We start from the raw sequence: 12,529 nt of genomic DNA, 5'->3' as shown, positions 1-12,529 counted from the left end.
AGGCCGGCCTGCGACTCGGAAGAAACGAAAATAAAGGCGGCAAAACGGCGCCCCGTTGCTGAAGCATAATGGGACGCCGTTCTATTAGACTATTTAAATGAGATGACAGAATTTTATGAACCGATAAATTCCTGAGTCCAGTAACTGCCGTAGGATCCGCCCTGTACATAGCCGACGCCGATCGTGGTATAGTTGGCATTCAGAATGTTTGCACGGTGTCCCGGGCTGTTCATCCAGCCATTGACGACTTCTTCCGGTGTTTTTTGTCCGGCGGCGATATTTTCGCCGGCGGTTGAGAACTTGATGCCGTATTTTTGCATCATGTTAAACGGAGAGCCGTAGGTCGGCGACTGATGATCAAAGTAATTGTTGTTGCGCATGTCCGCCGCTTTGTCGCGCGCCATTTTCGAAAGGGCGCTGTTGTCGGTTTTCAGTGCTTTCAGCCCGGCCTTTGCCCTTTCCTGATTGGTCAGATCGACAACTTTCTTTTCGAAAGCATTCATCTGGCTGCTGGAATTATTCGACGCGGACGGCTTTGACGTGTTTGCGGCGGCAGGTTTCTGAGCCTGAGCGGTATTTGCCGACTGCCCCGTTTTTCCGGTTATATTCGAGCCGGACGGCTGAGCAGTCCGAGTGGCCGGGTTTGCTGCCGCAGGCTTGTTCTTTGCAGGGAAAAAGTTCAAAGGAATGCCGGATTTTTTGATCAGGGCGTTTAATTCTGAGATCTGATTGCTATTCAGATTCCAGGAATAAAGCGTGCCGGAAACAGTGACCGGGGTCGCGCCGGCTTGCGGCAGTGACGCCGCCTCGGCATGTCCCGTCGTCATGAACGGCAGAGTGAAAAAACCTGCAAGTGCAACTGCGAGAATCTTTTTCAACATGTTTGTAACTCCCTCCTTAGTCCATAGGTTTCGAGACTATGAGAATTGTGGAGGGGTTAAACAGGAATTACATGATGTTACCAATATAATGGAAGAAATTAACCGGGAAGCGGATTTTTCAATGAATATCAGGCTAAATGGCAAATCGATTCTCAAATTGATCGCGGGCCGCTTCTTCTTCCGATGATTCTGCTGGTTCATGAGCGGGCAGATGATCTGCACTGCTGTAGAACAGATAATGGGAGAAATTTTCCCGACTGTCTGAAGTACACGGAAGCAATCGCTCCACGGTGCGGACACCGTTCCGGAGCCGAAAATCCGGCTTCAATCAATAGTGCCCGGAGAATTGATGGGCAGATACAAGACTTTTATTTTTGGGGCAGAACGGCTTGCCTTGTTTCCCGGGAAATAAGGACTTTTTGAACAGGCAAGGAACCCCGCCCGGATCAATACCGGACGGGGTTCCTTACAGGCAGAATATCGGATTTATTTGGGGAACTGCTGCTGTGCATACTGGGTGAATTGTTGATACGTCTGCTGTATTTTCTGCGGTGCCTGAGACTCAACCTTGTACCATCCTTTATTAAACATCAGGTTGTACAGGTCGCGCTGGTGGTCGCACGTCTGATCGAAAACATTTTTGATGTCCTGAAAAAGCGACTGGTGACTGGCTTCCTGGAGCGCATGGACGTAAGAAACCGTCAGATACTTTTCTGTAAGAAGCAGGTCGTTCAAATAATCGCGATCGTTCATCTGCGGCGTTTTCGGAACCTGAGTCTCCGTATTCTGGATCGTTGTTGACTGAACCGGTTGCTTTTCCATCATTACAGAATCCCCCCGCTCGTATTCGCTGCTGCCTGGACGTGTTTGCCAAGATGATTAAGAATAGCCTGATACTGGCGGATGTGAAGCTGGTACGTACGGTTCATCGCCTGAGTCACATCCTGATCCTGGCACAACGACGAATAGGCATGCGCCTTCTTGATGACATCCAGATTCCAGGACAGCATGTCTTCAATATAGAGACAATCCTTTGTGGAAAGGATTGCCGGCGGCTGAGCAAAATTTATGGGTGCCTGCCCGCCCTGCTGCTGCATGTTCATGTTGATTCACACTCCTATGGATTGAATTGGTGACAGTACTCAGTTGTATTATGTCCCCCGCTGCTGAAAAAATCGGCCGGAGAAAGAAATTATAAGCAATTTTGAACCGTTTGCAGGATACGGACGGAGCCCGTCGGCGATGGAGAAAAATAAACCGCTTATTTTCCCGTTTTACGGTATAATTACGATATAATGGGTATGGCGTTCAATCCAATGGAATGATTTTTGTCTGGAATGATCGGGAAACTGAAACGGAGGCAGAAAAATGAATGTACCGAAAGATTTGCTTTATTCGAAAGATCATGAATGGGTAAAGAAGGAAGCAGACGGAAAAGTTCGTGTAGGGATTACGGAATTTGCCCAGAAAGAACTGGGCGATATCGTCTTTGTCGAACTGCCGGAGTCCGGCGAACAGTTGAAAAGCGGCGATTCCTTCGGCAGCGTCGAATCTGTAAAAACTGTTTCCGAACTCTATGCCCCGGTCAGCGGCCGGGTAGCGGAAACCAATGATTCGCTTGAAGATGCTCCCGAACTTGTCAATGAATCCCCTTATGAAAAAGCGTGGATGGTGGAACTGGAATCCGTGGAAGCCGCTGAATTTGACCGGCTGCTCGATGCCGATGCTTATGAAAAGTTAATCGGCGAAGACGCCTGATACTTAAAAACAAACAAATTAAATAAACGAAGAAAGCAGGGCATGCCGTGCGCAGAACGCAGACGGCCCGCTCATCACACTTAAGTAACAACCCTTGTCATCTTTTTGTTACCGGATTGTCGCTTTCATTATGACATGAAAGCATGGTATAAATGAGACAGGGGTTTTTCGATCCCTTCCGACAAAAAAAAGCAGAAGATCCTTACATTAACAAAAATTTTTGACAATACTCTTCTGAATGATTCGGACATGATATGCTTTGTTCAAGGTGAGGTTCACCAGATTAAAGCGAGAGGTGAGGCAGTGTGATGAGCACGAACCAGCTTGCAATGGGCGGAACATACAATTTTCCGCTTGAAAAGAACATCTTTAAGGTTCAGCAGGGCGACGAGCCTTTGCGCAATTTTATTATTGAATCCTACCAGCCTTTCATTAAAAAGGTTGTTTCAAAAGTGTGCAATCGATTTATCGACCAGTCAATGGACGAGTTCAGTGTCGGCATGGTCGCATTTAATGAAGCAATTAATCAGTATCAGAAAGGTCAGGGCAGCAAATTTCTGACTTTTGCCGACATGGTGATCCGCCGCCGCATCATCGATTTTATTCGCAAGGAATCCAGGCAGATGCGGAATATTTATCTTGATCAGACGGAGCCCGGCGATGAAAACGGGATGGAGGAAAGTTTTGTTGAGCAGCGGGCGGCCATTGATTACTATGAGGAAAAATGTCAGATCAATGAGCGGATGGAACAGATTGACAGTTATCAGCAGCTGCTGCTGAAATACGGAATCACGTTTGATGTGCTAAGCAAACATTGCCCGAAACACGCCGATGCACGTGAAAATGCGAAAATTGCCGCAAAGAAATTGGTAGAACACAAAGCACTCGTCCAATTTCTGAAGAAAAAGAAACAGCTGCCGATAAAAGATTTACTGCAATTTGTCTCTTGCAGCCGCAAAACCATAGAAAGAAATCGAAAGTATATAATAGCGTTGGCGCTGATTTATATCGGCGGTTTCAGCGCACTGAAATCGTACATTGAACCGGAGAAGGAAACGGTTTAGCGGCGAGCTGAAAGGTGGCGAGGGGACTGAAAAATCAGGGAATCCTTGTGTCCAGAAAGGGACGCCACGCCATTTTACTGACCAATGAAGGGGACTTCAGGCCGGTAAAACTTCGGCGGTCGGCTGATATTTCAATCGGACAGACGGTTTTATCCAAACATCTCTCCCACACTTTTAAGTTCTGCAGGTTTCTTTTGAAATCGGTAATTACGGTGTCCGTGTCGTTTCTATGTCTTTTGCCTTTTTCACAAAATACGCATGTCGCGGACCGGCCGGTTGCCGCATACCTTGATTTTGATCTGGTGCCGAGTATTGAAGCGGCCGTCGATCAGAGCCTTCATGTAATATCGGTTCAGCCGTTAAATGAGGATGCCAAAAAAGTTATTCCCGATCCGGATTTTTTCAGCGACATGTCGCTGAAAGAGTTCAGTTCAGTCTTGGCCGCACGGTTGGACGAAAAGGGCTATCTGAATAATGGATCGCTTTATCTGGTTACAACGGTCTTTACCGGCAGGGTCCCGCGCGCTCATCGGGATGCGTTTGACGCGGATCTGGTCCAGGAAGTGAAAAGCGCCTCGTCCCAGTCTATTCAGTCGAGCGGCGCGACATTCAAATGGATGCATGCAACCCCTGAAGGCCGTTCGGAAGCGATAAAAAATGGAATCCCTGTCGGAGAATATCTGCTTGGCAGGCAGACACGCTCTCAGGATGTCAATTGGCAGACAGGCGGGACCGTTCCCGATTCGACCCGTCTCTTGTTTACCAATCCTTGGAGCGGACTGATGAAGATGAATAAAAGTGATCATACTCAGGGTCCTGAAATCGGAAAGATTTTTTTCAGCCTGCCGGGGAGCGTGTCGCTTGATCCGGATTCATTTATAAACGGAACCGGAGCGGACAGCGGCGGCGTCATCTGTCTGCCGGGGAATCCGGCTGTACAGGCCCTGAAAGTGCCGATGATTATGCAGGCCTGACGCAGCCGTTTGTTTTTTCGATCAGTACAAGTGCGGCCGCTCAAACCTGTTTTCTTTTGCTGTACATAAAAAAATCCGCATCCGGTCTCAAGAAACCGGGTGTGTTTTTTTTGACCGCCGCCGAGAGATACTATAAAAACAAGCTGTCCGCAAAGAAGGACCGGGGACGGGAGATTAGGGACTGTCCGTGAAATTTGAATGAAAACAGCTTTCGCTTTTTATCTTTATCGAAAACAGCAGTATAATGATAATCAGACGGAGATAAAGATTCTCAGTCCTCTCTGAGATTTGTCGTGAGTAACTCTGGAATCATGGGTTGATATCTGTTTAGATCTGATATAAGATAATAATGATAATAGATTGAGAATTGATTTCCATGGTTTCGGCTGTATAGATATTCTGTATTGGAGGTCGTGAAATGACTGTATCGGAGTTGAAGATAAAGGATCTTCACGTATCCGTTGAAGGAAAGTCGATTGTCAAAGGGTTCGATCTGAACATTAAAGGCGGTGAAATCCATGCCCTGATGGGACCGAACGGTACGGGAAAATCGACGGTTGCCTCGGCGATCATGGGACATCCGAAGTATGAAGTAACACAGGGGACCGTGCAGCTTGACGGCAAGAATCTGCTGGATATGGCGGTTGACGAACGGGCACGCGCCGGAATCTTTCTGGCAATGCAGTATCCAAGCGAAGTCAGCGGAGTAACCAACGCCGATTTTCTGAGAACGGCGATCAACGGCCGGCGCGGTGAGGGCAATGAAATCCCGCTGATGAAATTTATTAAAACACTGGATAAAAAAATGCAGATGCTTGAGATGGATCAGGCGTTTGCAGAGCGTTATGTTAATGAAGGTTTTTCAGGCGGCGAGAAGAAACGCAATGAAATTCTGCAGCTGATGATGCTGGAACCGAAATTCGCCATTCTTGACGAGATTGATTCAGGGCTTGATATTGATGCCCTGAAGTGGGTGGCCAAAGGCGTCAATTCAATGCGCTCTGAAGAATTCGGCTGTCTGATTATTACGCATTATCAGCGGCTCCTCAATTACATTAAGCCGGATCAGGTGCATGTCATGATGAACGGCCGCATTGTTAAAACCGGGGGCCCGGAACTGGCGCTCCGGCTTGAAGAGGAAGGCTACGATGGCATGAAGGCGGAGCTCGGGATCAAGGACGACGAGACAGTAGAAGCTTAATGGAATGAAGTCGGGGACAGGAGGGACACTATGTCGACACAATTGCAGACTCTGCCGTTCGGTACGGATGACATCGCCCGTTTTTCTGCGGAACGAAACGAACCGGAATGGTTTGCAGCTATCAGATTGAAAGGGTTGGAGCTGGCGGAAAAATTACCGCTTCCCAAACCGGAAAAAACAAGAATTGACGATTGGAACTTTACGGATTTCAATTATCATTGCGGGCCTGAAGAGAATCAGACAGCATTGGTCCATGATCTTCCTGCTTCTGTCCGGCGCCTGATCGGCGAGGACGGGAAGGCGGAAAATATTCTTGTCCATAAGAACGGCCGGTCTGTGTACAGCAGTCTGGCGCAGAATCTTAAAGATAAGGGCGTCATTTTTACAGATCTGGCGACAGCGATTAAAGAACACGGAGAACTGGTTAAACGCTATTATTTTAAAACAGCTGAAATCAACAAGCATAAATTGACCGCACTGCATGCTGCACTGGTTAACGGCGGGGCTTTTCTTTATATCCCGAAAAATGTCGTTGTCGAAAAACCGGTGCAGGCCGTCTATTTTCAGGATATCCCTTCGTCCGGTCTCGTGGCTCATACAATCGTCGCTGCGGAAGCGGGAAGCGCGGTGACCTATGTTGAGAATTATCTTTCCGATGATTCCGTAGGTAACGGTGCTGCCAATTTGATCGGCGAAGTGACCGTCGGCGATAATGCACACGTCAGCTTCGGTGCCGTCGATCATTTTTCGGCGGGAGTCGTCACCTATGTCGGCAGGCGGGCCGAGGTTAAGAAGGACGGCAGCCTGCAGTGGGCGCTCGGCCAGATTAATGACGGAAATACAGTCTCGGAAAATTCAACGAATCTGGAAGGCGACGGTGCTTCTGCGGATACGAAGGCGGTCAGCATCGGGAGCGGGACGCAAAAACAGAATTTTGACAACTACATCCGGCACGTCGGAAAAGCAACGGTCAGCCGTCTGCTTGTCCGCGGCGTACAAAAGGATGCGTCCAATTCGATATTCAATGCCCGGACTAAAATCGAACACGGGGCGTCCCAGGCCGACGGCGAACAGACGCAGCGTGTGCTGATGCTCAGCGATCAGGCACGCGGCGATGCCAATCCGATTCTGCTGATTGACGAATACGATGTCATTGCCGGGCATGCGGCTTCGGTCGGACGAGTCGATCCGGAGCAGCTCTATTATCTGATGAGCCGCGGCATTAGCAAAGAAGCCGCTGAAAAGCTGATTGTTGAAGGCTTTCTTGAGCCTGTAGTCAATTTACTGCCCGTTGAAGGTGTCAAACGGCAACTGGCAGAATTAATCGAAAGGAAAGTCGGCTAATGGATACAACATCGATTCGAACGGATTTTCCGATTCTGGGTCAGAAAGTCAACGGGCACCCCTTGGTCTATCTGGACAATGCCGCGACTTCTCAGAAACCACAATCGGTGATTGATACACTTGTCACTTATTACGAAAACTATAATTCGAATGTTCACCGCGGTGTGCACACGCTGGGAACGATTGCGACGGAACGTTATGAAGAAGCGCGGGAAAAAATCCGAAAATTTATCAATGCGCGCAGCACGAAAGAAATTATCTATACGAAAGGAACCACCAATTCCCTGAACATGATTGCCACCGGTTATGGCAGGGCAAACTTAACGCAAGGGGATGAAATTGTCATATCGCCGATGGAGCACCATGCCAATCTGATTCCGTGGCAGCAGGCGGCTCAGGCGACAGGCGCATCATTGAAGTATTTTCCGATGAAAGCGGACGGCACGCTCGATCTGGAAGACGTGCGCCGGACGATCACGGATCATACAAAAATCGTGGCCTGCACGCAAGTTTCCAACGTGCTCGGGACGATCAATCCGGTGAAGGAAATCGCCGAAATCGCCCATGAAAAAGGAGCGGTCATGGTGGTGGACGGAGCCCAGAGTACGCCGCATATGGCGATCGACGTTCAGGATCTTGATGCCGACTTCTTCGCGTTTTCCGGCCACAAAATGCTTGGACCGACGGGAATCGGCATTTTATACGGAAAACAGGCGCTGCTCGATGCTATGGAACCGGTTGAAACAGGCGGGGAAATGATCGACGAGGTCGACTACTACCGTGCAACCTGGGCCGATCTTCCATGGAAAATGGAGGCCGGCACCCCGAATATTGCTGGAGCGATCGGGCTTGGTTCGGCGGTTGACTATCTGAATCAGATCGGCATGGATGCGATCAGCGAATATGAAACGGAGCTCGGCAGGGCCGCCTATGAGGCTGTTTCTGCAATCAGCGGGGTAACCGTTTACGGCCCGGAACAGCGGGCGGGAATGGTATCCTTTAATATTGAGGGCATCCATCCGCACGATGTCTCGACGGCGCTTGACGCCGAGGGAATTGCCGTGCGTGCCGGCCACCACTGCGCTCAGCCGCTGCATCGCCGGCTTGAATGCGCATCGACGGTCCGGGCCAGTTTTTATTTTTATAACACACAGGAAGAAATCGAAAAGCTGACCAGGGGAATCAAGGATGCAAAGGAGTATTTCGGACATGTCCTTTAATAATCTCGACCAATTATACCGTTCTGTCATTATGGATCATTATAAGCGTCCGCATAATCACGGAACACTGACCGATGAAGACAGTATTACTGTATCGATGAACAATCCGTCCTGCGGCGATAAGATTCAGGTTTCGCTTATTGTAAAGGACGGGAAAATCGCCGATATTAAATACAGCGGCAGCGGCTGTGCGATCAGCCAGTCGTCGGCTTCGATGATGACCGATGCCATTAAGGGACTGTCGATAAAAGAGGCCCATGAACTGGCCTTCGACTTTTCGGAATTGGTCCAGGGACGGGAACACGACGACGATCTCGAGCTGGGCGATGCAGAGGCGCTTCAGGGCGTTTCACAATATCCGGCCCGGATCAAATGTGCAACGCTTCCCTGGAAGGCGATGGAAAAAGGACTCCGTGAGGCGGCTGAAAAGCGGGCTCTAAAATAGTTTAACAATTTTGTGAATCATGATAAGATGAACTTATATCCGGCAAAAGATATGATTTTTAACGTTTGTCAATACGGTTTTTAGAAAAATCCTGTGTCAGGAGTGCCCTTCGGCACGGTCCTGTCATTTTCAAACCTTATACAAGGGGGGATCCTGTCATGGCCACACAGCAGCAAGTGCCTGAAATTGATGAATATAAATACGGGTTCAGGGAAAAAGACGTTTCAGTGTTCCGTACCAAACGGGGACTGACTGAAGAGATCGTCAAGGAAATTTCCAGGAAGAAGCATGAACCGCAGTGGATGCTCGACTATCGGCTGAAAGGGCTGCATCATTTTTACAAACGGCCGATGCCGCAGTGGGGTGCGGATCTCAGCGGTTTGAATTTTGACGATCTGACTTATTATGTCAAACCTGTACAGAACCAGGGACGATCATGGGATGAGGTTCCAAAAGAGATCAAGGATACGTTCGACAAGCTCGGGATTCCGGAAGCCGAACGAAAATATCTGGCCGGAGTATCGGCGCAATATGAATCTGAAGTTGTCTACCACAGCATGAAGAAAGATCTTGAAAAAGAAGGAATTATCTTCATGGATACGGATTCAGCGCTGCAGAAGCATGAAAAATTGTTTCGGGAATACTTCGGCAAGGTCATTTCTTTTGCCGACAATAAGTTTTCCGCATTAAATGCGGCCTGCTGGTCGGGCGGATCCTTTGTCTACGTGCCCAAAGGCGTCAAATGCAAAACGCCTCTCCAGGCATATTTCCGCATTAACTCGGAAAGCATGGGACAATTTGAGCGTACGCTGATCGTTGTCGATGAGGGTGCGTCCGTTCACTATGTCGAAGGCTGCACCGCTCCCGTCTATTCCAGCAGTTCGCTGCACAGCGGGATTGTTGAAATTTATGTACGGAAAAATGCATACTGCCGCTATACGACTATTCAGAACTGGGCGAACAACGTTTATAATCTTGTGACCCAACGTGCGATCTGTGAAGCGCATGCGACGATGGAATGGGTCGACGGCAATATCGGTTCCTGCGTCACAATGAAATATCCCTCTGTTATTCTGAAGGGCGAAGGGGCGCGCGGAAATACATTATCGATCGCGATCGGCGGCAGAGGGCAGAACCAGGATACAGGTTCGAAAATGATCCATCTCGCTCCGAATACGTCGTCGACGATCATTTCCAAATCGATTGCCAAAAACGGGGGAAATGTGACATATCGCGGAAAGGTCCACTTCAGCCCGAATGCGACCAATTCCCGGTCGCACGTTGAATGCGACACGCTGATCATGGACGACAAGTCGACATCCGATACGGTCCCCTATAATGAAGTGCTGAACAAGGATATTTCCCTGGAACACGAGGCAAAAGTGTCGAAAGTGTCCGAAGAACAGCTTTTCTATTTAATGAGCCGCGGACTTACGGAACAGGAAGCAACGGAAATGATTGTGATGGGCTTTATTGAGCCGTTCACCAAGGAGCTGCCGATGGAATACGCAGTTGAGATGAACCGGCTGATCAAGTACAACATGGAGGGTTCGATCGGCTGATCGATTGTCCTGCTTTAAGACAGATCAAGTCCCGTCAATCTTTCAGGAGGATTGATGGGGCTTTTTTCTGTCTGTTCAACCGGGAAAATATAATAGTACATGCAGGCCTAACAGATTGAAGGAAGTTCGGAAGAAGCGCTACAATAGAAAATGGGTCTGCGATTTTCCTGCTCCGCCCGGGGCGGAGACCTGCGGGTAATCCATTAATATTCTTACGGCTGAAGCCGACTGTCTGTTTTTTACAGAGAAGGAATACATTTGATCAGGGAGCAGCTTAATGGTGAATGATCGGGAGGTTTTGGATTGATATCGCTCCATTTTTTTCATACAAACGACTTGCACAGCCACTTTGGCCACTGGGGAAGTCTTGTCAGTTATCTGGATATTGAACGGCATCGGCTGAGGAAGGAGGGCGAGCCTTATCTGACACTGGATCTCGGGGATCACATGGACCGTGTAAATCCGATGACAGAGGGACTTCTCGGCAGAGGAAATGTCCGGCTGCTCAACGATGCGCATTACGATGCTGTGACGATCGGCAATAATGAGGGCATTACATTTACAAAAGATACATTGAATACGGTCTATGACGACCGGACTTTCGACATTGTGCTGGCCAACCTGTTCGAAGAAACAGGTGAGCGCCCGAACTGGTGCAGGCCGTACACGATCAAAAATATGGCGGGCGTGAAAGTGGGCCTGATCGGGCTGACGGCGGCTTTTTCCAAATTTTATCGGCAGCTCGGCTGGGACATCCGCGATCCCTTTTCCATCCTCAAACCGCTTCTTGAAAAAGTGCGCACGGAGGCCGATGTGGTCGTTCTGCTGTCGCATGTCGGCCTTCCTTTTGATGAACGGATTGCCGAAGAACTGGACGGAATTGACGTGATTATCGGTGCGCACACACATCATACGCTTGAACAGGGCCTGACGGTCGGCTCGACGCTGATCGCCCAGGCAGGCAAATTCGGCCGCTACGTGGGGCACATTGTGCTGGAATATGATGAAAAAATGCACCGGGTGACGCACATAGGAGCCGATCTGGTGACCTTAAGAGAGAAACCGGATCAAACGGCCGAAGCTGAAGTGAAGAGACTGACAGCGGAAGGCATGGCCCATATGCAGCAGGAAGTGACGCGGCTGGATCATGCACTGCCGATCAGCTGGTTTGAGGATACGGAACTGAGCCGGATTATGGCCGATGCCTTGCAAAAGTGGTGCCGCGCAGATATCGGACTTGTCAATGCCGGCGTCATTCTTGACGGACTCAAAGCCGGACCGGTCACAAGATTCGACGTTCATCATATCTGCCCTCATCCGATTAACCCGTGTAAAGTGCAGGTTACGGGCAGCGAGATTGTCCAGATGATACGAATCGGACTGAAAAAGAGATTCCAGACATATGAACTTAAAGGGTTCGGGTTTCGCGGCAAGGTGCTCGGCAAGCTTGTTTTCAGCAATCTGACGTACAGGACAAAGCCGGACGGCGATCTGCAGGAACCCTTTGATGTACGGATCGGCGGCCTTCCGATTCAGCCGGATGACCGGTACCGTGTCGGCACCATCGATGTTTTCACCTTCGGCACGCTCCTTCCCCCGATTGTCCGGGCCGATCAATCCTTTTTCCTTCCTGAGACGCTCCGCGACCTGCTGGCCTGGAGGCTGCATCAGCTGGGCTGAAAAGCCGGATAGTTGTCACTTTCCGCCCTTTTTTCCATAGAATGAAAAAGGAGAGGGGGCGGTAGATAAATGATTGAACTGGAACCGGTGATGATTGACGGCCTGCCTTTTCAGGGAATTACGGTCAAATTGCCGAAAACGACGCTGCTTGCGGTTGCCGGTCAGTCGGGTTACATTATGTGCGGCGCGCTCGATGTGCGGCTGCTTAATGATCAGCTCGCCGACCGGGGAATCATTGCCGGAAAAGCTGTCGGTGTACGGACGCTTGCAGAACTGCTGAACGCGCCGCTCGCCGAAGTGACGGCGGAAGCCGAAAATCGCGGCGTCAAAGCGGGAATGCCCGGGCGCGAGGCGCTGCTGAAAATGGGATGAGCAGCGCAAAGGCCTGGACATTCCGAAA

General features: G+C 49.6%; 13 protein-coding genes. 10 read left to right on the top strand and 3 right to left on the bottom strand.

Annotation, left to right across the window (positions count from 1 at the left end; translation table 11 throughout):
• Nucleotides 1–113: 113 nt before the first annotated feature.
• The 3 genes from OYT88_RS02445 to OYT88_RS02435 all read right to left on the bottom strand — a co-directional run bounded on the left by OYT88_RS02445 (nt 114) and on the right by OYT88_RS02435 (nt 1,984).
• A complete protein-coding gene (locus OYT88_RS02445; RefSeq protein ID WP_274397766.1) occupies nt 114–881 on the bottom strand; it encodes a YkwD family sporulation-associated protein in 768 nt (255 codons plus the stop codon).
• 486 nt (nt 882–1,367) lie between these two features.
• Nucleotides 1,368–1,703 carry a spore coat protein gene (locus OYT88_RS02440; RefSeq protein ID WP_274397884.1) on the bottom strand — a complete coding sequence of 112 codons (336 nt, stop codon included), beginning with the start codon at nt 1,701–1,703 and terminating at the stop codon, nt 1,368–1,370.
• 2 nt (nt 1,704–1,705) lie between these two features.
• Nucleotides 1,706–1,984, bottom strand: a complete 279-nt coding sequence (locus OYT88_RS02435; RefSeq protein WP_274397765.1) for a hypothetical protein — start codon at nt 1,982–1,984, stop codon at nt 1,706–1,708.
• Nucleotides 1,985–2,249: 265 nt separating this feature from the next.
• Here OYT88_RS02435 and gcvH point away from each other — a divergent pair, with 265 nt between their 5' ends.
• From gcvH to OYT88_RS02385, 10 genes are all read left to right on the top strand, one after another.
• On the top strand, nt 2,250–2,639 hold the full coding sequence (gene gcvH, locus OYT88_RS02430; protein ID WP_274397764.1) for a glycine cleavage system protein GcvH: 390 nt from the start codon (nt 2,250–2,252) through the stop codon (nt 2,637–2,639).
• Between the two features lie 308 nt (nt 2,640–2,947).
• A complete protein-coding gene (gene sigI, locus OYT88_RS02425; RefSeq protein ID WP_274397763.1) occupies nt 2,948–3,703 on the top strand; it encodes an RNA polymerase sigma-I factor in 756 nt (251 codons plus the stop codon).
• A gap of 14 nt (nt 3,704–3,717) precedes the next feature.
• Nucleotides 3,718–4,677: an anti-sigma factor domain-containing protein gene (locus tag OYT88_RS02420; RefSeq protein WP_274397762.1), complete on the top strand. Its 960-nt coding sequence runs from the start codon at nt 3,718–3,720 to the stop codon at nt 4,675–4,677.
• Nucleotides 4,678–5,095: 418 nt separating this feature from the next.
• The gene (sufC, locus tag OYT88_RS02415) at nt 5,096–5,878 is read left to right on the top strand and encodes a Fe-S cluster assembly ATPase SufC (RefSeq protein WP_274397761.1); all 783 of its coding nucleotides are present in this window, start codon (nt 5,096–5,098) and stop codon (nt 5,876–5,878) included.
• Nucleotides 5,879–5,908: 30 nt separating this feature from the next.
• A complete protein-coding gene (gene sufD, locus OYT88_RS02410; RefSeq protein ID WP_274397760.1) occupies nt 5,909–7,222 on the top strand; it encodes a Fe-S cluster assembly protein SufD in 1,314 nt (437 codons plus the stop codon).
• Entirely contained in the window at nt 7,222–8,442 is a 1,221-nt protein-coding gene (locus OYT88_RS02405) for a cysteine desulfurase (protein ID WP_274397759.1), read from the top strand. The genes sufD and OYT88_RS02405 overlap by 1 nt, the downstream gene beginning before the upstream one ends.
• Nucleotides 8,432–8,887, top strand: coding sequence for a Fe-S cluster assembly sulfur transfer protein SufU (sufU, locus tag OYT88_RS02400; protein ID WP_274397758.1), 456 nt, complete (start codon nt 8,432–8,434; stop codon nt 8,885–8,887). Before OYT88_RS02405 ends, sufU begins: the two co-directional genes overlap by 11 nt.
• A 158-nt stretch (nt 8,888–9,045) precedes the next feature.
• On the top strand, nt 9,046–10,449 hold the full coding sequence (gene sufB, locus OYT88_RS02395) for a Fe-S cluster assembly protein SufB (protein WP_274397757.1): 1,404 nt from the start codon (nt 9,046–9,048) through the stop codon (nt 10,447–10,449).
• A 303-nt stretch (nt 10,450–10,752) separates the two neighbouring features.
• Nucleotides 10,753–12,129, top strand: a complete 1,377-nt coding sequence (locus OYT88_RS02390; protein WP_274397756.1) for a bifunctional metallophosphatase/5'-nucleotidase — start codon at nt 10,753–10,755, stop codon at nt 12,127–12,129.
• A gap of 69 nt (nt 12,130–12,198) precedes the next feature.
• Nucleotides 12,199–12,501, top strand: coding sequence for a YunC family protein (locus tag OYT88_RS02385; RefSeq protein WP_274397755.1), 303 nt, complete (start codon nt 12,199–12,201; stop codon nt 12,499–12,501).
• Nucleotides 12,502–12,529: the final 28 nt, after the last annotated feature.

Origin of the sequence: Sporolactobacillus sp. CQH2019, from assembly GCF_028765345.1 — a bacterium.
In the GTDB taxonomy this organism is placed as follows: domain Bacteria; phylum Bacillota; class Bacilli; order Bacillales; family Sporolactobacillaceae; genus Sporolactobacillus.
Note: the sequence above shows the minus strand (reverse complement) of the source record. Positions and strands in the feature narration are given on the sequence as shown.

Coding starts and splice junctions, on each gene's coding strand:
- OYT88_RS02445 (WP_274397766.1), bottom strand. CDS start 881: ATGTTGAAAAAGATTCTCGCAGTTGCACTTGCAGGTTTTTTCACTCTG.
- OYT88_RS02440 (WP_274397884.1), bottom strand. CDS start 1,703: ATGGAAAAGCAACCGGTTCAGTCAACAACGATCCAGAATACGGAGACT.
- OYT88_RS02435 (WP_274397765.1), bottom strand. CDS start 1,984: ATGAACATGCAGCAGCAGGGCGGGCAGGCACCCATAAATTTTGCTCAG.
- gcvH (WP_274397764.1), top strand. CDS start 2,250: ATGAATGTACCGAAAGATTTGCTTTATTCGAAAGATCATGAATGGGTA.
- sigI (WP_274397763.1), top strand. CDS start 2,948: ATGAGCACGAACCAGCTTGCAATGGGCGGAACATACAATTTTCCGCTT.
- sufC (WP_274397761.1), top strand. CDS start 5,096: ATGACTGTATCGGAGTTGAAGATAAAGGATCTTCACGTATCCGTTGAA.
- sufD (WP_274397760.1), top strand. CDS start 5,909: ATGTCGACACAATTGCAGACTCTGCCGTTCGGTACGGATGACATCGCC.
- OYT88_RS02405 (WP_274397759.1), top strand. CDS start 7,222: ATGGATACAACATCGATTCGAACGGATTTTCCGATTCTGGGTCAGAAA.
- sufU (WP_274397758.1), top strand. CDS start 8,432: ATGTCCTTTAATAATCTCGACCAATTATACCGTTCTGTCATTATGGAT.
- sufB (WP_274397757.1), top strand. CDS start 9,046: ATGGCCACACAGCAGCAAGTGCCTGAAATTGATGAATATAAATACGGG.
- OYT88_RS02385 (WP_274397755.1), top strand. CDS start 12,199: ATGATTGAACTGGAACCGGTGATGATTGACGGCCTGCCTTTTCAGGGA.